This window comes from Pseudomonas sp. RIT409 (assembly GCF_003052515.2).
Taxonomy (GTDB): Bacteria; Pseudomonadota; Gammaproteobacteria; order Pseudomonadales; family Pseudomonadaceae; genus Aquipseudomonas.
The window spans coordinates 20,545-39,007 of sequence record NZ_QARE02000013.1 but is presented as its reverse complement, the minus strand read 5'-3'; the positions used below and the strand labels follow the sequence as shown (position 1 = coordinate 39,007).

Genomic DNA, 18,463 nt, shown 5'->3' with positions numbered 1-18,463 from the left:
AGGTCAATCGTCGGTTCATGCGTTTAACGGTGCGCGCCTGCATTGAACGTGATCAGCACGATGAATATCCCCACATCAGGTGTTTCTTTCACCTGCGATTTGCCAGTTTTGTCCGCTGTCAGGTGAATTGACAATTGCTGGAATATGGCAGAAGGTAGGCGCACCCAAATCAAACGGGCGTATGAATTGAGCGTTTGCCGTAGGAATGCTCTTACAGACGCCCGAATCGCGTCGACGGGGTGACTGGCGTTTGGTATCTGCAACCACGAAAGCCTCGTGTTTTGCGCCGGATTTCAGCGTCTGATGCGTATTGTTCAGCTTCCATATCGTGGAGATCAGTTGATGATTTACGAAGGTAAAGCCATCACGGTTAAGGCTCTTGAAAGCGGCATCGTCGAATTGAATTTCGACCTCAAGGGTGAGTCCGTCAACAAGTTCAATCGCCTCACCCTCAACGACCTTCGTCAAGCGGTGGCTGCCATCAAGGCCGACGCTTCGATCAAAGGCGTTATCGTCACCAGCGGCAAGGACGTCTTTATCGTCGGCGCCGACATCACCGAATTCGTTGACAACTTCAAACTGCCGGAGGCCGAACTGGTTGCCGGTAATCTCGAAGCCAACAAGATTTTCAGTGACTTCGAAGACCTCAACGTCCCAACCCTCGCGGCCATCAACGGCATCGCGCTGGGTGGCGGGCTGGAAATGTGCCTGGCAGCGGATTTCCGCGTCATGTCCACCGACGCCAAGATCGGTCTGCCGGAAGTCAAGTTGGGGATCTATCCCGGCTTCGGCGGAACCGTTCGGTTGCCACGCCTGATCGGCGTTGATAATGCGGTCGAATGGATCGCTTCGGGCAAGGACAACCGTGCCGAAGATGCACTGAAAGTGGGCGCGGTCGACGCCGTGGTGGCTCCGGAAAAACTGCGCGAGGCCGCGCTGGACCTGATCAAGCGGGCCATCTCCGGCGAGTTCGATTTCAAAGCCAAGCGCCAGCCAAAGCTGGACAAGCTCAAACTCAATGCCATCGAGCAGATGATGGCGTTCGAAACGGCCAAAGGCTTCGTGGCCGGCCAAGCGGGGCCGAATTACCCGGCACCGGTCGAAGCGATCAAAACCATCCAGAAAGCCGCCAATTTCGGTCGTGACAAGGCGCTTGAAGTCGAAGCCGCCGGTTTCGTGAAGATGGCCAAGACTTCGGCTGCAGAGAGCCTGATCGGTCTGTTCCTGAACGATCAGGAACTGAAAAAGAAAGCCAAGCGTTATGACGAGGTCGCCAAGGACGTCAAGCAAGCCGCGGTTCTGGGCGCCGGCATCATGGGCGGCGGCATCGCCTACCAGTCCGCTGTCAAAGGCACGCCGATCCTGATGAAGGACATCCGCGAAGAGGCCATCGGTCTGGGCGTGAACGAAGCATCGAAATTGCTGGGCAAGCGCGTCGAGAAAGGTCGTTTGACCCCTGCCAAGATGGCAGAAGCGCTGAGTGCGATTCGTCCGACCCTTTCCTACGGCGATTTCGGCCATGTGGATCTGGTGGTTGAGGCTGTCGTCGAGAACCCGAAAGTCAAGCAGGCAGTGCTGGCTGAAGTGGAAGGGCAGGTGGGCGAAGACGCCATTCTGGCGTCGAACACCTCGACCATTTCGATCAGCCTGTTGGCCAAGGCGCTCAAGCGTCCCGAGAATTTCGTCGGCATGCACTTCTTCAACCCGGTGCACATGATGCCGCTGGTCGAAGTGATTCGCGGCGAGAAATCCAGCGAAGTGGCCATCGCCACCACCGTGGCGTACGCCAAGAAAATGGGTAAAAACCCCATCGTGGTCAATGACTGCCCAGGCTTTCTGGTCAACCGCATCCTGTTCCCTTATTTCGGCGGGTTCGCCAAGCTGGTCAGCGCCGGTGTGGACTTCGTGCGCATCGACAAGGTCATGGAGAAATTCGGCTGGCCCATGGGCCCGGCGTACCTGATGGACGTGGTGGGTATCGACACCGGCCATCATGGTCGTGACGTCATGGCAGAAGGATTCCCTGATCGTATGAAGGACGACCGCCGCTCTGCCGTCGACGCCTTGTACGACGCCAATCGACTGGGCCAGAAGAACGGCAAGGGCTTTTACGTCTACGAAACCGACAAGAAGGGCAAGCCGAAGAAAGTCGTCGACGCTTCGGTACAAGAGGTGCTCAAGCCGGTCATCTATGAGCAGCGCGAGGTCAGCGACGAGGACATCATTAACTGGCTGATGATCCCGCTGTGTCTGGAGACCGTGCGCTGCCTGGAAGACGGGATCGTCGAGACGGCCGCCGAGGCTGACATGGGCCTGATTTACGGCATCGGCTTCCCTCCGTTCCGCGGCGGTGCGCTGCGTTACATCGATTCGATCGGTGTGGCTGAATTCGTTGCCCTGGCTGACCAATACGCTGATCTGGGCGCCCTGTACCACCCCACTGCGAAGCTGCGCGAAATGGCCCGTAACGGCCAACGCTTCTTCGGCTAAGTGCCCAACGAACAGGTGAGAATATGAGCTTGAATCCTAGAGACGTCGTGATCGTCGACTTCGGTCGTACACCGATGGGCCGCTCCAAGGGGGGCATGCACCGCAACACCCGCGCCGAAGACATGTCGGCGCACTTGATCAGCAAGTTGCTGGAACGCAACACCAAGGTCGATCCGGCGGAAGTCGAGGATGTGATCTGGGGCTGCGTGAACCAGACGTTGGAGCAGGGCTGGAACATCGCGCGCATGGCGTCGTTGATGACTCAGATCCCCCACACGTCGGCCGCTCAAACCGTCAGCCGCCTGTGCGGCTCGTCGATGAGTGCCTTGCACACCGCTGCTCAGGCGATCATGAGCAACAATGGCGACGTTTTCGTCATTGGGGGGGTGGAACACATGGGCCATGTCGGGATGATGCACGGTGTCGACCCGAACCCGCACCTGTCGCTCTACGCCGCCAAGGCTTCGGGCATGATGGGCCTGACCGCCGAAATGCTCGGCAAAATGCATGGCATCACCCGTGAGGCGCAGGATGCTTTTGGCGTTCGCTCCCACCGTCTGGCGCATCAGGCCACCGTTGAAGGCAATTTCAAGGACGAAATCATCCCTATGCAGGGGTATGACGAAAACGGCTTCCTGAAGATGTATGACTACGACGAGACCATTCGTCCCGAGACTTCGCTGGAAAGCCTGGCGACGCTCAAGCCGGCCTTCAACCCCAAAGGCGGTACCGTGACCGCGGGCACTTCGTCGCAGATTACCGACGGCGCCTCCTGCATGATCGTCATGTCGGGCCAGCGAGCGATGGACCTGGGCATTCAGCCGATGGCCGTCATTCGGTCCATGGCCGTTGCCGGTGTGGACCCCGCCATCATGGGCTACGGCCCGGTCCCGGCGACCCACAAAGCCCTCAAGCGTGCGGGCCTGAGCATCGACGACATCGACTACTTCGAACTCAATGAAGCCTTTGCGGCGCAGGCACTGCCGGTGCTCAAAGATTTGAAAGTGCTCGACAAGATGGACCAGAAGGTTAACCTGCACGGCGGCGCTATCGCTCTGGGGCATCCGTTTGGCTGTTCGGGGGCGCGCATTTCCGGCACGCTGCTCAATGTCATGAAGCAGAAAGGCGGCACCCTCGGTGTGGCCACGATGTGTATTGGTCTGGGGCAGGGCATTTCCACCGTTTTCGAACGCGTTTGATCGGTGCGAATGCGCAAGCCGGGGCCTGGTGCCCCGGCTTTTGTTTTTGTCGGGAAACGTTTTTTAAAGTTTTTTTCCCGTTCGTCCGTGAGGTCAGCAGCATGCAACTACAACCAGGTCTCTACCGTCACTACAAGGGGCCCGAGTACCGAGTATTCGGGGTCGCGAAACATTCCGAGACCGAAGAGGAAGTGGTGTTCTATCAGGCGTTGTACGGCGAGTACGGGCTGTGGGTCCGTCCCTTGAGCATGTTTCTGGAGTCGGTCGAGGTTGACGGCGAGCAAGTGCCGCGCTTTGCTTTGGTCCAGGCCGAACCTGACCTTTTTTCCCGGTCTTGAGGCGAGACCTTGCAGTAGCCTCTGCTTGACCTCACCTTATAGCCACTATATATAGCGGGGCCTCGACGGCTCCAACGTCTTTTTTTCTAGCATTAGGAATTTTCCGATCCATGGGCAAATCGCTGGTCATTGTGGAATCCCCGGCTAAGGCCAAGACCATCAACAAGTACCTGGGCAGCCAGTACGTGGTGAAGTCGAGTATCGGCCATATCCGAGACCTGCCTACCAGCGGTTCGGCTGGCGCTGCGAAAGAGCCGGCTGCCAAAAAGGGCAAGACCGCTTCCGAGGCGCCGGCGTTGTCGCCCAAGGAAAAGGCCCGGCGCCAGTTGGTGGCGCGTATGGGGGTCGATCCCGAGCATGGCTGGAAAGCCAAGTACGAAATCCTTCCTGGCAAGGAGAAGGTGATCGACGAGCTGCGCCGCCTCGCCAAGGATGCCGACACCATCTATCTCGCGACGGACTTGGACCGCGAAGGGGAGGCCATTGCCTGGCACCTGCGGGAAGCCATCGGCGGTGACGACGAGCGCTACAAGCGCGTGGTATTCAACGAGATCACCAAGAAAGCCATTCAAGACGCGTTCTCCAAACCTGGCGAGTTGGACATTGCCCGGGTCAACGCCCAGCAGGCCCGACGCTTCCTCGACCGCGTCGTGGGCTATATGGTCTCGCCGCTGCTGTGGCAGAAGATCGCCCGCGGTCTGTCGGCAGGCCGGGTGCAGTCGGTGGCGGTGAAGCTGGTGGTCGAGCGCGAGCGTGAGATCCGTGCTTTCATTCCGGAAGAGTATTGGGAAGTTCACGCCGACCTGGGCACGGCCAAGGGCGCTAACGTGCGCTTCGAGGTCGCTCGGGAGAACGGCGAAGCCTTCAAGCCCCTGAACGAAGCGCAGGCCATGGCGGCATTGGAGAAGCTCAAGGCTTCGTCCTATAGCGTGGCAAAGCGCGAAGACAAGCCCACCAGCAGCAAGCCGTCGGCGCCGTTCATCACCTCGACCCTGCAACAGGCGGCCAGTAACCGGCTGGGCTTCGGTGTGAAGAAGACCATGATGATGGCCCAGCGGCTGTATGAAGCGGGCTACATCACCTACATGCGTACCGATTCCACCAACCTGTCCGCCGATGCCGTAGCCATGGCGCGGACTTACATCGAGAGTGAATTCGGCAAGAAATACCTGCCCGATTCGCCGAACGTCTACAGCAGCAAGGAAGGCGCGCAAGAGGCTCACGAAGCGATTCGGCCGTCCGACGTCAACACTCACCCGAGCAAACTGTCAGGGATGGAGCGTGACGCCGAGCGGCTGTACGACCTGATCTGGCGTCAGTTCGTGGCTTGTCAGATGCCGCCTGCCCAGTACCTGTCGACCACTGTCAGCGTGGCCGCGGGCGATTTCGAACTGCGCGCCAAGGGCCGCATCCTGAAGTTCGACGGTTACACCCGCGTACTGCCGCAAATGAGCAAACCGGGGGATGACGCCGTGTTGCCGGACATGGCTCAGGGCGAAACACTGAAACTGATCAAGCTCGATCCGAGTCAGCATTTCACCAAGCCGCCGGCGCGTTATTCGGAAGCGAGCCTGGTCAAGGAGATGGAAAAACGCGGCATCGGTCGCCCTTCGACCTATGCGGCGATCATTTCGACGATCCAAGACCGGGGCTACGTGGCCCTGCACAACCGGCGTTTCTACTCGGAAAAGATGGGCGACATCGTCACCGAACGTCTGTCCGAGAGCTTCTCCAACCTGATGGACTACGGCTTCACCGCCGGTATGGAGGAAAATCTCGACGACGTGGCGCAGGGCGAGCGCGATTGGAAGAACGTACTCGACGAGTTCTACGGTGACTTCAAGAAAAAGCTGGAAGTAGCCGAAGTCGCTGGCGGCGGCATGCGTGCCAATGAGCCGGTGATGACCGACATTCCGTGCAAGGTCTGTGGTCGTCCGATGCAGATTCGTACCGCTTCGACGGGGGTCTTCCTCGGCTGCTCGGGCTACAGCCTGCCGCCGAAAGAGCGCTGCAAGGCGACCATCAACCTCACGCCTGGCGATGAGATCGCTGAAGATGACGAAGGCGAATCCGAATCTCGCGTGCTGCGGGGCAAGCATCGTTGCCCGATTTGCAGCACGGCGATGGACGCCTACCTGCTGGATGAAAAGCGCAAGCTGCACATCTGTGGCAACAACCCCGACTGCCCGGGTTACGAGGTTGAAGAGGGGCATTACCGGATCAAGGGCTACGAAGGTCCGAGTGTCGAGTGCGACAAATGTGGCGGCGAAATGCAGCTCAAAACCGGTCGTTTCGGCAAGTTCTTTGGCTGCACCAATTGCAAGAACACCCGCAAGCTGCTGAAGAACGGCGAAGCGGCGCCGCCGAAGATGGACCCCGTGAAGATGCCCGAGCTCAAGTGCGAGAAGGTGGACGACACCTACATCCTGCGTGACGGTGCCTCGGGCCTGTTCCTGGCGGCCAGCCAGTTCCCGAAAAACCGTGAGACCCGTGCACCTTTGGTCTTGGAGATCGTGCCGCACAAGTCTGAGATCGACCCCAAGTATCATTTCCTGTGCGAGGCCCCGCAGAAGGATCCCGATGGCCGTCCGGCAGTGATCCGCTACAGCCGCAAGTCGAAGGAGCAATATGTCCAGACCGAAGTGGACGGCAAGCCCACCGGCTGGCGTGCGTTCTACGACGGCGGGGTATGGAAGGTCGAAGACAAGCGGTGATCGCTTGACGCCGCATCCAAATCGCCTGGCGGCCCAAGGCGCTTTGCGTTAAAAGAATCCCTCGGTGGCCGTGTCATGCCTCGAGGGATTTTTTTTGCCTGGCGTGCTCGTTCAATTCTTTGATGGGAGGCCACAAGTCATGGCTCACGAACTCTATACCCGCACCAACCAAAAACTGTTCTTTGCCGGCCTTGCCTTGGATGCGATGGCCAAGGCCTCGGCCAGCACCGCGATGAACGCCCAGGGTCTGCTCCAAGCTGAACGCGAGGCGGCGGTGTTTCATCTCTACGGCGCGCTGCTGGGGTTGTGTCACGAAATTGCGGGTTTCTACCGCTTGCCGCAGGCCACCACCGCGCGCGCCGAAGATTTGCTGACGCCCAAGGTCCTGGAAGCCATTGCCATTCCGGAAATGGCTGAGTTGGTGGAGTTGGCCGGGCAGCGCGAAACCTGGCTGGCGCAATTGCTCGGCGCTTATGGCGCGCTGTTCCAACCCCCGCGCGAACCGAAGAAGCCGAAGGCGGATGTCACGCAGCCGCTGATCATTGCGGTGGCAGTCGAGGAGGTTGACGAGGAGGAGCTCACGCGCGAGGAGATGGAGTCCTGGCGCCAGCAGCTCAAGGGCTTGGCGATCAGGTTCCGCGAAGGTCTCAGCGAGTGTTGAGCGCTTGAACGGAAAAGACTGATCCGCCCCGGCGGTGCGCCGAGTGTCAGTGCATTTCTTTCCAGGCCTAGGGGTGGCGTCATCAGGCTGTTATACTGCCCGCCTTTCGTGGAGAACAGTCCTGATGCCAACCTCTTTTCTGGAAATTGTCGAACTGCCTGACGGCCGCATCGAGTTGCGCCGTGCTGAAGATGAAGGTTCCCTCGTGACCTTGAACTTCTCTGATGACGCCAAGGCATTTCTGCAAGGCCAACACGTCGAGGTCGCCAAGGCGATGCTCAGCGTCGGTGTTCAAATGGCCGGTCGTCTCGCTGAAGGCGAGCTAACCAAGGAGGAAGAGGGCCCTCGCGTTCTGCATTAAGTTTCCGGCGTACCCCGGCAGCCCGAGCTGCCTGTAGCATGCTTCGATTAGAGGAACGTCTTCCTTCTCAAGCCTCTGAACGGCCTGCGGGCAATCACCCCAGGCGGATATTAAGGCTTTGCGCTTCGCCAGCGCGCGCAGCTTGGATCAACTGCTGCTTCGCACTGCTCGAGATAGGGTTGATCCAGCTCACGACGGTATGGCTGCGACCCAGACGCAGCGCTTCACAGGTCAGTTCCAAGGCCGTTTGAGTGCCGCGGGGGTGCATCAGGATAATGCGTTCCCGGTTCAGGCCCGCGTCCCTCAGCCAGGCTTGTGTCACACTGGCGGGTGGCGCAACAAGGGTCAACCAGCGGTCGTTTCGGCCTTCGCTCAGATCGCGCAGAATCGGCGCCAGCAGATTCAGGCAGTTACCCGCAGCACCGCGCAACGACAACTCACTGAAAGCTTCAGGCTCGTTGTTCCATGGGGCTTCGACGACCGTGTCGAGCACCGGGATCTGAACCAGAGCCGTTTCCAGCAAGTGCGCGCCGGGCATCATGAACGCTTCGAACAGCGGCAATTGTGCGTGTTGTTGCGGTGTGTGCGGGAACTGCATAAACATGCTCCTTAGCGGCGAATAACGCCGACGCTCAGCCCTTCGATGACCAGATCCTGGTCTTTGAGATTGACTTCGATAGGGGCGAATTCAGGGTTCTCGGCGATCAGCCAGACCTTGCTGCCTTCACGCTTGAAACGTTTGACGGTCACCTCGTCGCCGATGCGTGCCACGACGATCTGCCCGTTGCGCGCCTCTCGAGTGGTGTGCACGGCCAACAGGTCGCCGTCGAGAATGCCGACATCCTTCATGCTCATCCCATGGACGCGCAGGAGGTAGTCTGCAGCCGGATGGAAAAACGCAGGGTTGATCGCCAGCGATTCTTCGACATGCTGCTGGGCGAGAATCGGCGCACCCGCAGCGACCCGTCCGATGATTGGCAGCCCGCTTTCCTCGGGCTTGGCCTCGAAACCGGGGATGCGAATACCGCGAGAAGCACCGGGCGTCATTTCAATCGCGCCCTTGCGAGCCAGCGCCTTGAGGTGTTCCTCAGCAGCGTTGGGGGATTTGAAACCGAGTTCCTGAGCGATTTCCGCACGGGTTGGCGGGTAGCCGTTCTCTTCTAGACAGCGTTTGATGAAGTCCAGGATTTCGGCTTGGCGTGATGTCAGTTTGATCATGTGAATCGCTCTGTCTTTTTATACAGTGACTGGGATTATATACAGTGATCGCAACTTGGCAATCCTCCTTTTGACGATGGGCGCGTACGACAGGAGGCCGCTGACATTGCAACCTCGCGCAAGAGTGGCTAAAAGCCGTGATTTATATGATTAAATGCCGTGACCGGTCGGACAGAAAGCGAACAGCCAGGGTTGACAGGTGGTCGGCTGAAACGTATGTTTCAAACAAGTGTTTGTCAGGCGGATAACCATGGCTCAGTCGGAAACAGTTGAACGGATCCTCGACGCTGCGGAGCAGCTGTTCGCGGAAAAGGGTTTTGCAGAAACGTCGTTACGGCTGATCACCAGCAAAGCGTCGGTCAACCTGGCGGCGGTGAATTATCATTTCGGGTCGAAGAAAGCCCTCATTCAAGCGGTCTTTTCCCGTTTCCTGGGACCGTTCTGCGCCAGTCTCGACAAAGAGCTCGAGCGCCGCCAGGCCAAGCCCGATCACAAGCCTTCGCTGGAAGAACTCCTCGAGATCCTCGTCGAGCAAGCGATGGTGGTGCAACCTCGCAGCGGCAACGATCTGTCCATTTTCATGCGTCTTCTGGGGCTGGCATTCAGTCAGAGCCAAGGCCATTTGCGTCGTTACCTGGAAGACATGTATGGCAAGGTGTTCCGTCGTTACATGCTGCTGGTGAATGAGGCGGCGCCGCGTATTCCTCCCATCGAACTGTTCTGGCGCGTGCACTTCATGCTGGGTGCCGCCGCGTTCAGCATGTCCGGCATCAAGGCACTGCGGGCAATTGCCGAAACCGATTTTGGCGTCAACACCTCGATCGAGCAGGTGATGCGTCTGATGGTGCCGTTTCTGGCCGCGGGTATGCGCGCAGAGACCGGCGTCACGGATGCGGCGATGATCAGCGCTCAGCTCAAGCCTCGCAGCAAGAGCAGCGTCCCGGCGGCCCCCGCCAAGGTCTGATGTAGCCTCAGGGTGCGGCGCATTTGCATCGCACCCGTCGATCCCGCACCATGCGCGCTCTGAGCAATGGTTGTTGAAGGATCTTCCTTATGAGTTCTGGCCTGCATGGCTCCCTGATGGTGGACATCGCCGGTACCTGGCTGACGTCCGAAGACCGTCAGTTTCTGCGTCAGCCCGAGGTGGGCGGCCTGATCATTTTTGCCCGCAACATTGAAAGCCCGCGGCAAGTTCGCGAGTTGAGCGCGGCCATCCGGGCGATTCGCCCTGATCTGCTGCTCGCTGTCGATCAGGAAGGCGGGCGGGTGCAGCGTTTGCGCCAAGGCTTTGTGCGGCTGCCCGCCATGCGTGCAATTGCTCATCGTCCTGACGCCCAAACCCTTGCCCGGCAGTGTGGCTGGCTGATGGCGACCGAGGTGCTGGCCGTTGGGCTGGACCTCAGTTTCGCCCCGGTGCTGGACCTCGATCACGAACGCAGTGCGGTGGTGGGCAGCCGTGCGTTCGAAGGCGACGCCGAACGCGCCGCCCAACTCGCCGAAGCCTTCATCCAGGGCATGAACGAGGCAGGGATGGCGGCCACTGGCAAGCACTTCCCTGGCCATGGGTGGGCCGAGGCGGATTCCCATGTTGCGGTTCCCCGTGATGAGCGCAGCCTGGACACCCTTCGCGCCAATGACCTGATACCGTTCGCGCGTTTGAGCAAGCGCCTGGCTGCGGTCATGCCAGCCCATGTCATTTATCCGCAGGTCGATACGCAGCCCGCGGGTTTCTCCCGCCGTTGGTTGCAGGACATCCTCCGCGGCGAGTTGGGCTTCGAGGGGGTCATCTTCAGCGATGATCTGTCGATGGCTGGCGCCCATGTGGTAGGTGATGCCGCGAGTCGGATCGACGCCGCCTTTACTGCAGGCTGTGACATGGGACTGGTCTGTAACGATCGTGCTGCGGCGGAGTTGGCACTGACCGCCGCGCAACGGATGAAGGTAACCCCCCATCCAAGGATCGCGCGCATGCGCGGCCAAGGCATCTCGACCACCGAGTATCGTCAACAGCCACGCTGGCTTGAAGCGCTCAGCGCCCTGCGTGCGGCGGATCTGATCGATTGACCGGCAGGCTGCTGCCGGCCTGTGAAGGGGTTTCCCTCAGCGAGGGCGCAAGGCTAGCCAACCCTGGTCGGTGATGCTTACCTGGTAGGTGTCGTAGCTGGCGAGGGTTGGATGTTCGGTGTCGAGCGCATGCCGGTGGGTGGCGGTGATGACCATTACGTGGGCGCCAGCCGCTTCGGCCGCTGCGATTCCCGCCGGTGCGTCTTCGAATACCAGGCAGTCTTCGGGGCGGGCACCCAGCTTGCGCGCCGCGAGCAGGAAACAGTCCGGCGCGGGTTTCCCCTGCTCGACGTCTTCGGCGGACACCATGATCCTGGGCAGTGGAAGGCCCGCTGCCTGGATTCGGCGTTCGGCCAGTAAACGAGGGGCGGAGGTCACCACCGCCCAGCGGTCGGCAGGCAGCGTCGCGAGAAATCGCGCCGCACCTTCGATGGAAATTACCCCTTCTACGTCATCCATTTCGGCTTGAGCCATCAGTGCCGCCTCATGCTCCGGGTCCACGCCGGGCAAGTTCAGGCGGCGGATGGTGTCGATGCAGCGTACGCCGTGGATGGTGGACAGCAGCGATTCGACATCCAGTCCCTTATGGATCGCCCACTGACTCCAGACGCGTTCTGCAGCGGCAATGGAGTTGGTCAGCGTGCCGTCCATGTCGAACAGAAACGCGGCGAATGTGTGCTGCTTCAGCATCCCGATGCTCCCATGCCTGATGCGTAGTGACAGGATCGGGATGCTAGCACGCGGGCTCGGGATAGCGAGCAGCTTCAATACCGGCGCCAGTGGCCCGGTTCCCACAACCATGCATTACCCGCCCAGCGATAATGGCCTGGTACCCATTGGGCGCCGGGCGCGGGGATGGCCGGGATGACCTCGACGGGCGGAGGGGGGCGGCGCGGATGTGTCTGTTCAACGACACAACCGGACAGCGAAAGGGTGACGGCCATGGCCAGTAAGATGGCTTTGCGAGTAGGGGACATGGTAGATCCTTGTGGCAGATAGCCCCGCCTGAATAACGGAGCATTCCACCCTTGAACGTCTCAGATCAGGAAAATCCGTCGCAGGCAGTCACTGTTTTTGAGGTTCGACGTGTGGGGACTGGCGCCGGGTTGTCATGGCAAGTGCCAAAGCGTGGCGTTCGTCCGCGGGCAGGCTGGCGGCAAAGTCCGCCAGCGTCGAATCGACGCGGCTGCGCAGCGTGATGTCGGCAGTTCGAGCGCGGTCCAGGTCCTGATCCAGCGCGTTGCGATCCAGCGTGTCGCCCTGCAGGCGGCGCACCACATCCTGGTGAGCCTGGCGACTGGCAAGTATCAAGGACTGGTTCTGCGCATGGGTTTCTCGCAACATGCGTCGCAATTGGTGGCGACGGGCCTCAGGCAACTGTGCCAGGGCCTGACGCAGGCCGTGCTGGACGTTGACGACCTGAGGGCGCTTCTGGCTCGACCATTGGTAGACGCCGCCCGCGACGCTGCCGATCAGGAAAACGTTGGTCAGCAATGATGCGATCAACCAGCTTCTCAGGCGTCCGGAAGAGGGTGTCATTGCTCGGCCTCCTCGGCATCCAGGTTGAGTATCCATTCCGCGTCGCCGTGGTCGAGGACGCTGGGCAGCAGATCTGGCGCACCGGAGAGCGGCAGGCTGAGCGAGGCCACGAGCATGCCGGTGGCCACGCCAGCCAGGCCGACGCCAACGAACCCTAGGCGCGACCACCAGTCGCCGTATCGTCGCCATGCTGATGGGCACCGTGCCGAGACAGCCGAAGCAAGCACGTGGCGCTCCAATCCTGCGTCTGGTACGGGAGGGCGATGGCGGTCGAGTCGTTGATCGAGCCATGCAGCTTCTTTCAAGGCGCACAGCGCCTGTGGATCGTTGCGTTCGATCAGCGCCCTGGCGCTCTCCCGGTCGGCCGCGGGCCAGCGGTCCAGGTTCGCGCCATGGGCATCGGCCAGATCAGCGAAGCGTTCGGGGGTCATGAGGTTCCTCTCCTTGGGGTGTGCTTGCCCGTGCCGGTAGCAAGCTCCGACTCGATGAGTTGTTTACGCAGATTACGGCGCGCCCGGGACAACAGGCTTTCCAGCGCATCGACAGTGATGTCCATCGCAGCCGCCGCCTCGGTGTTCGACAATTGCTGGTAGTACTGCAACACAATTGCTTCCCGCTGGCGCTCCGGCAGCGCTGCGAGCGCCGCCGCCATTTGCTGATGTTGAGCTTCGGCCTGCCACTGGTCATCGAGCGCCGGGGCGGTATCGACCAGCTCGCTGAGCCGAGAATCATCGTCCAGGGGTTGTTCTTTGCGCCGGCGCAGGCGGTCGTAGCACAAATTCAGCGTCACCCGATGCAGCCAGGTGTCGAAGCGCGCTTGACCCGCGCGCCATTGGCCGGCCGCTTTCCATAGCCTGAGAAAGCTCTCCTGGGCCACATCGCGGGCTTCCTCGGCGTCGCCCAACAAGCGGCCAGCCAGTGCTAACAAGCGTGGAAGCTTGCGCGACACCATTTCTTTCACGGCTTCCGGCTCGTTGTTGCCAATGCGGGCCAACAGTTCAAGGTCCGGATCAGGTTCGTTCAATCGGGCGTCTCGATCGTAGAGTTAAACCGTTCTGTCCAGATGACTCTGGCCCAGAGGAGCGCTGGCGGGCTCGCCTGCAAGATTCTGTATCTACAGACCGCAGCGCTGCCATAGGTTCAGCGGACCCAACGACCTTCTATCCAGTACCAGTTTGGCCCACGGGCCTCCCAATGCCCTGGTTGCCACCGGGCATTTTGGCGGACGGGTTGCCAATGCCCGGGCAGCCATACGTATTGCCCCCGTTCCCAGCGCCAGTGGCCTTGGTCCCAGACATACCCGGGCCGTGCCATGGGAACCGGCTCCACGCGGACGGGGGGTGGTGCCTGAATGATGAATTCTTCCCGGGCGTAGCTCGGTGTGCTGGCCAATGCGGCGAGTGCGACCGGGATGAGCAGGGCATAGCGTAATTTCGCCAGGGATCGTGCTGCGCTCATTTCAACTCCTCCAGACCTGCACATGAAGTGGGTGCAGTTGACGGATTAAACGCAGCCAATGAAAAAATCCGTCGCGCTCCTTCGAAAGATTTTCGTGCAGAGATATCGGCTATGCAACGCAATGATCGGCCGTAGATGTCAAGCGTGATACGTAGGAAAAGTTGTCCACGAAAATCGTGAATATCTCTGTGGATAACCTGCTGTAAGCCCTCAGCGACAAGGGCTTACTTACAATGATCGTTTAATGATCAGTTCTTTCAATCGCTCTGATCGGAGGCGCCAATGGTCAGAAAATGCTTCAGTGGAACGCGGAACTGAACGAGGAATCGATCACGCGCTGGGTGTCCGAGCGAGGATGTTTCCAGTCGACTGTGCAGGGCGCGTCCTTCAGGACGCCTGATGCTTTGATCGAAGCGCGAACGTTGTCGTCATTCTGATCGCCGACGACCAGCGTGACGGGGAGTGCGGCGTGGGCGACCGGGCTCAACTAAGCCAGGGCGATCAGGTCCAGGCGGATATACAGAACAGAGTCATTGCGAAATCTCGATGTACGCCGGGCTGGTGCAGCGGCGCCGACGCGAGGGGTTGAAGCGACCAGGAGGGCCTGGCCGTGAGGATAGGACTGCAGGGATGTGCCAGTTTCCAGCCACTGAATCGAGTGGCGATTAGGGAGCCGATCCGCCACGGTTTGTTCCGCTTTGGGCTAGATGTGAAGAACGGGGGCTATGGGGGGGGCAGGCAGCGCGCGCTCTTTCATGCAGAGTGTGGAAACGGCGTTGCTCAGTCGACAGGGTGCGGGTAAAGGGCGGGACGAGGCACTGCCTCGCCCCGCATAGCCCAGCGATGCGCGCCGATCTACCCGCGCCGCGTTTCGCTCATCAGGATTCGGCCCACTCCACATCCGTCAGGCCCAACTGTTCGGCCTTGGGTTTAGTCACTTTAGGCACCTTGTCCGAGCGGTATTTCGGGATCTGTCCAAAGCCTGCATCCACGGACGCCCAATGCCAGGCCGAAGCGTTATCCATGGCTTCAGCGCTGATATAGAAGCTCTTGTACTTACCATGCAGCAGGTAGTCGATTCTGAAATGCTTATACTGTGCCACTCTCCCAAACCTCCCTTTCAGTCACTCACTGTTCCTTGAGTCGCATCCGGACAGAAAATTCACTCGAATTGATCCTTTCGCTCCAAACGGTGGGGAATCGTACAAAAAAGCGCTTGCGGCCGACAAATGCCATCCATATGGATTGTTTTGAAGATGAATGGTAGAGGTCGCGAGCCGTCACGACGGTGGAAGAGACGCTGCTCTTCACCGCCGCGCGTGAAACGTCGTTATTCGCTGGAGAATTTGAAGACGGTGGTCTGGGTGTACGCCTTGCCGGGATCAAGTCGGGTCGATGGGAATCCCGGCTGGTTCGGCGAGTCAGGGTAATGCTGGGTCTCGAGGGTGAAGGCGCCCCAATGCGGATAAATTTTGCCCGCTTTGCCTTTCACGGTTCCGTCCAGAAAGTTGCCGGTATAAAGCTGCACGCCCGGCTCGGTAGTGAACAACTGCAGCCGTCGGCCGGATTTCGGGTCAACCACATCGGCGGCCAGGCGGCTCACCTTGCCTTGCGTGTCCAGCACCCAGTTATGGTCGTATCCGCCTTGGGTCGGCTCGGCAAATTTCAGTTGCTGATTGTCTTCACGTATCCGCTTGCCGAACGCGACAGGTTTGAGAAAGTCCAGGGGCGTGCCGACCACCGAAGGCAATTCGCCGGTCGGAATCAGCTTTTCGTTGATCGGGGTGTAGTGGCTGGCATGCACTGTGGCGACCTGGTCAAGGATGTCGCCATTGCCAGCGCCCGCCAAGTTGAAATAACTGTGATTGGTCAGGTTGAGCACCGTCGGTTTATCGGTGGTGGCGTGGTACTGAATGCGCAGTTCGTTCTTCTCGTTCAGGCTGTAGGTCACTTCGGTCTTGAGGGTTCCTGGAAAGCCCATTTCACCGTCTGCCGACACGTAGGTCAGCCTGACGCCCACCCAACCTTTGTCCTTGATTGGCTCGGCTTTCCAGACCTGCTTGTCGAAGCCCTTTGTACCCCCGTGCAGCGCGTTGGTCTTGTCGTTTTGCGGCACCTGGTAGGTTTTGCCATCGAGGGTGAATTGGCCGTTGGCCAAGCGGTTACCGAATCGGCCGATGGTGGCGCCGAAGTACGCGGTGCCATTGATGTAACCCGCGACGTCATCAAAGCCCAGCACCACATCCTCGGTCTTGCCGTGTTTGTCCGGCACCAGCAGGGATTGCAGCGTACCGCCATAGGTGATCACCGAGGCTTGCATGCCATGGCTGTTGCGCAGGGTGAATTTCTGAATGGCGGTGCCATCAGGCATTTGCCCAAATGCAGCTTGTTCGCTCATCAAGCCTGCGGCGGCGTGAGCCTGCAGGGCGGTGGTCAGCACGGCCAGGCCGATGGCAGGGATCAAAGTCTTACTCATCGCTTGCTTCCTTTTTTGTTATGAACGCCACTTTTTAAGGTATTTGGTCTTACTAATTGCGATGTTTCTGTCTCGCTTTCTCATCCATAAGCAAAAATAGCTCGATTTTAAATTTAATCGTAATACTATTTGTGAATCCTGAACGAGGTGGGATTCACTGCCGATGAGGTGTAGTCCAGCTTTGACCCCCTGTACAGCCATTTGACTCTCATTCATATGATGATTAGCTTCGTTTCCGCGGACCACTCCGCAGAAAGGGGCTGAGGAATGAGCAACAGTTTTCATGCGTCAACGGTGGACCGCCTGGGCGCCTGGATTGCTCACGGGAATGTCGTGCCGGGGCAGTCGTTGAAGGTTGAGGCGGCGTTATGTGAAGAGTTCGGCGTGAGCCGGACGGTGATCCGCGAAGCGATCAAAACGCTGGCCGCCAAGGGCATGCTGGAGGTAGGGCCCAAGGTCGGGACGCGGGTATTACCGGTCCGCGAATGGAACCTGTTCGATCCGCAAGTCGTCGGTTGGTTGGCAGCCAAGGGCTTGTCGAGAAGCTTTGTCATGGATTTGCTGGACCTGCGTCGGGCCATCGAGCCAATGGCCGTGCGCTGGGCGTGCGAGCGCGCGACCCCCGATCAGATCGCGGAGATTCACGGCGCTTATGCGCAATTGGCCGCAAGCGTCGCGGACAAGGGTGACTACAACCATGCCGACCAGCGTTTTCACGAAGCGGTGCTGGCGGCCAGTCACAACCAGTTCATCGAGCAGATGCTTCCGGCGTTGGGTGCATTGCTGGCCATCTCATTCGAGGTGTCGTCCGCCGTGCCAGGGGAGCTGGGCCGCACGCTGCCCTTGCACAAGGACCTGGCCGACGCCATCGCCACCCGGGATTCGGCCAGGGGCGTGTGGGCCTGCATGAGTTTGATCGAGAACGCCTGCGAGGTGATTTCCCGCTCGTTGGCGACGTGACACCGATCATCGTCGGTGCGGTGAACGCTTTACAACAACAAGAACAGGACATTCACGATGAAGTGGCAAGCGGTCAGTGACCAGCGATTCAAATTGGCCGAAGGGCCTTTCTGGGATGATCAGCAGCAGGCCCTCTACTGGGTAGACATTGCTGGCTTCCGCGCCTTGCGCCTGTATCAGGGCCAGGTACGCCACTGGCAATTCAATGAGCCGGTTTCGGCATTCATACCGACCTCCAAGGGCGATGCATTGGTGACGCTGGCCAGTGGCGTGTATCGCCTGAATCTCGATTCGCCTGCCGAACGGCCGGCGCTCACCGTGCTGTGTGTCGCCGATCCGGTGGGGGGTAACCGCGCCAACGAAGCGCGTTGCGACAGTCAGGGCCGCCTGTGGTTGGGCAGCATGCAGAACAATCTGGATGCCGAAGGCGGTGATGTGCCGCTGGAGCGACGTTCCGGTGGCCTGTTTCGCGTCGAGGCCGGCGGGCGCGTTACAGCGTTGCTCGCCGGGCAGGGGATCGTCAATACGCTGCTCTGGGCGGACGATGATCGCACGCTGCTGACCGCCGACAGCCTGGATGGCGTGATCTACCGTTACCCCATTCAAGCCGACGGCGCGTTGGGCGAGCGTGATGTCTGGGCCTCGGAGCACCCGCGAGGCGTGCCGGACGGCTCAGCGATGGATGCACAAGGGTATGTCTGGAACGCGCGCTGGGGAGGCCATTGCCTGATTCGTTTCGCGCCGGATGGGCGCGTGGACCAACTCGTGGAATTGCCGTTGAGCCACCCCACCAGTTGCGTGTTCGGTGGGCCGGACATGACCACGCTCTTCGTCACCAGTGCACGGCCCGCCAGCGAGGCGTTGCCGCTGGATGGTGCGGTGCTGCAGGTCGAGACCGGCATTCGCGGATTGGCCTCGCACCGCTTCGCAGGCTGAGGCTGGAGGAGAACGAGGAGGTGTGACACTCGGTTACATAGGCGTCATT

The 18,463-nt window shown here is 59.9% G+C and carries 20 protein-coding genes and 1 pseudogene; 10 read left to right on the top strand and 11 right to left on the bottom strand.

The features are described from left to right. The first annotated feature begins 342 nt into the window (after nucleotides 1-342). From fadB to DBP26_RS16835, 6 genes are all read left to right on the top strand, one after another. The gene (gene fadB / locus DBP26_RS16860; protein WP_108238653.1) at nucleotides 343-2,490 is read left to right on the top strand and encodes a fatty acid oxidation complex subunit alpha FadB; all 2,148 of its coding nucleotides are present in this window, start codon (nucleotides 343-345) and stop codon (nucleotides 2,488-2,490) included. A gap of 23 nt (nucleotides 2,491-2,513) precedes the next feature. Beyond that, nucleotides 2,514-3,689, top strand: coding sequence for an acetyl-CoA C-acyltransferase FadA (fadA, locus tag DBP26_RS16855; protein WP_108238652.1), 1,176 nt, complete (start codon nucleotides 2,514-2,516; stop codon nucleotides 3,687-3,689). A gap of 101 nt (nucleotides 3,690-3,790) precedes the next feature. Continuing rightward, the gene (locus tag DBP26_RS16850; RefSeq protein ID WP_108238651.1) at nucleotides 3,791-4,027 is read left to right on the top strand and encodes a DUF1653 domain-containing protein; all 237 of its coding nucleotides are present in this window, start codon (nucleotides 3,791-3,793) and stop codon (nucleotides 4,025-4,027) included. 110 nt (nucleotides 4,028-4,137) lie between these two features. Then, nucleotides 4,138-6,741, top strand: a complete 2,604-nt coding sequence (topA, locus tag DBP26_RS16845; protein WP_108238650.1) for a type I DNA topoisomerase — start codon at nucleotides 4,138-4,140, stop codon at nucleotides 6,739-6,741. A gap of 139 nt (nucleotides 6,742-6,880) precedes the next feature. Next, nucleotides 6,881-7,402, top strand: coding sequence for a DUF6586 family protein (locus DBP26_RS16840; protein ID WP_108238649.1), 522 nt, complete (start codon nucleotides 6,881-6,883; stop codon nucleotides 7,400-7,402). Between the two features lie 124 nt (nucleotides 7,403-7,526). Continuing rightward, nucleotides 7,527-7,763, top strand: coding sequence for a hypothetical protein (locus DBP26_RS16835; protein ID WP_108238648.1), 237 nt, complete (start codon nucleotides 7,527-7,529; stop codon nucleotides 7,761-7,763). A gap of 94 nt (nucleotides 7,764-7,857) precedes the next feature. Here the strand turns inward: DBP26_RS16835 and sulA are convergent, their stop codons facing one another. After that, nucleotides 7,858-8,361, bottom strand: a complete 504-nt coding sequence (gene sulA, locus DBP26_RS16830) for an SOS-induced cell division inhibitor SulA (protein ID WP_108238647.1) — start codon at nucleotides 8,359-8,361, stop codon at nucleotides 7,858-7,860. An 11-nt stretch (nucleotides 8,362-8,372) separates the two neighbouring features. Next, on the bottom strand, nucleotides 8,373-8,981 hold the full coding sequence (gene lexA / locus DBP26_RS16825) for a transcriptional repressor LexA (RefSeq protein WP_108238646.1): 609 nt from the start codon (nucleotides 8,979-8,981) through the stop codon (nucleotides 8,373-8,375). 250 nt (nucleotides 8,982-9,231) lie between these two features. Between lexA and DBP26_RS16820 the strand changes: the two genes are divergently transcribed. Beyond that, entirely contained in the window at nucleotides 9,232-9,945 is a 714-nt protein-coding gene (locus DBP26_RS16820; protein WP_108238645.1) for a TetR/AcrR family transcriptional regulator, read from the top strand. 101 nt (nucleotides 9,946-10,046) lie between these two features. Continuing rightward, nucleotides 10,047-11,045, top strand: coding sequence for a beta-N-acetylhexosaminidase (gene nagZ / locus DBP26_RS16815; RefSeq protein WP_177411075.1), 999 nt, complete (start codon nucleotides 10,047-10,049; stop codon nucleotides 11,043-11,045). 36 nt (nucleotides 11,046-11,081) lie between these two features. Here the strand turns inward: nagZ and DBP26_RS16810 are convergent, their stop codons facing one another. From DBP26_RS16810 to DBP26_RS16770, 9 genes and pseudogenes are all read right to left on the bottom strand, one after another. Next, nucleotides 11,082-11,735, bottom strand: a complete 654-nt coding sequence (locus tag DBP26_RS16810; protein ID WP_108238643.1) for an HAD-IA family hydrolase — start codon at nucleotides 11,733-11,735, stop codon at nucleotides 11,082-11,084. A gap of 74 nt (nucleotides 11,736-11,809) precedes the next feature. After that, on the bottom strand, nucleotides 11,810-12,022 hold the full coding sequence (locus DBP26_RS16805; protein ID WP_108576143.1) for a YXWGXW repeat-containing protein: 213 nt from the start codon (nucleotides 12,020-12,022) through the stop codon (nucleotides 11,810-11,812). 88 nt (nucleotides 12,023-12,110) lie between these two features. Continuing rightward, nucleotides 12,111-12,584 carry a periplasmic heavy metal sensor gene (locus DBP26_RS16800; protein ID WP_108576144.1) on the bottom strand — a complete coding sequence of 158 codons (474 nt, stop codon included), beginning with the start codon at nucleotides 12,582-12,584 and terminating at the stop codon, nucleotides 12,111-12,113. Then, nucleotides 12,581-13,015, bottom strand: a complete 435-nt coding sequence (locus tag DBP26_RS16795) for a hypothetical protein (protein WP_108576145.1) — start codon at nucleotides 13,013-13,015, stop codon at nucleotides 12,581-12,583. The genes DBP26_RS16800 and DBP26_RS16795 overlap by 4 nt, the downstream gene beginning before the upstream one ends. Continuing rightward, nucleotides 13,012-13,608, bottom strand: a complete 597-nt coding sequence (locus DBP26_RS16790; RefSeq protein WP_108576146.1) for an RNA polymerase sigma factor — start codon at nucleotides 13,606-13,608, stop codon at nucleotides 13,012-13,014. The genes DBP26_RS16795 and DBP26_RS16790 overlap by 4 nt, the downstream gene beginning before the upstream one ends. 116 nt (nucleotides 13,609-13,724) lie before the next feature. Next, a complete protein-coding gene (locus DBP26_RS16785; RefSeq protein WP_108576147.1) occupies nucleotides 13,725-14,042 on the bottom strand; it encodes a YXWGXW repeat-containing protein in 318 nt (105 codons plus the stop codon). Nucleotides 14,043-14,397: 355 nt separating this feature from the next. Continuing rightward, nucleotides 14,398-14,529, bottom strand: a pseudogene (locus DBP26_RS27370) (ABC transporter substrate-binding protein); the annotation flags it as partial. 391 nt (nucleotides 14,530-14,920) lie between these two features. Next, nucleotides 14,921-15,145, bottom strand: coding sequence for a DUF6555 family protein (locus tag DBP26_RS16775; RefSeq protein ID WP_108240541.1), 225 nt, complete (start codon nucleotides 15,143-15,145; stop codon nucleotides 14,921-14,923). A gap of 227 nt (nucleotides 15,146-15,372) precedes the next feature. Further along, a complete protein-coding gene (locus DBP26_RS16770; RefSeq protein ID WP_108240542.1) occupies nucleotides 15,373-16,518 on the bottom strand; it encodes an aldose epimerase family protein in 1,146 nt (381 codons plus the stop codon). 267 nt (nucleotides 16,519-16,785) lie between these two features. Between DBP26_RS16770 and DBP26_RS16765 the strand changes: the two genes are divergently transcribed. Then, nucleotides 16,786-17,478 carry a FadR/GntR family transcriptional regulator gene (locus DBP26_RS16765; RefSeq protein WP_108240543.1) on the top strand — a complete coding sequence of 231 codons (693 nt, stop codon included), beginning with the start codon at nucleotides 16,786-16,788 and terminating at the stop codon, nucleotides 17,476-17,478. Nucleotides 17,479-17,535: 57 nt separating this feature from the next. After that, the gene (locus tag DBP26_RS16760) at nucleotides 17,536-18,414 is read left to right on the top strand and encodes an SMP-30/gluconolactonase/LRE family protein (protein ID WP_108240544.1); all 879 of its coding nucleotides are present in this window, start codon (nucleotides 17,536-17,538) and stop codon (nucleotides 18,412-18,414) included. Nucleotides 18,415-18,463 lie beyond the last annotated feature (49 nt).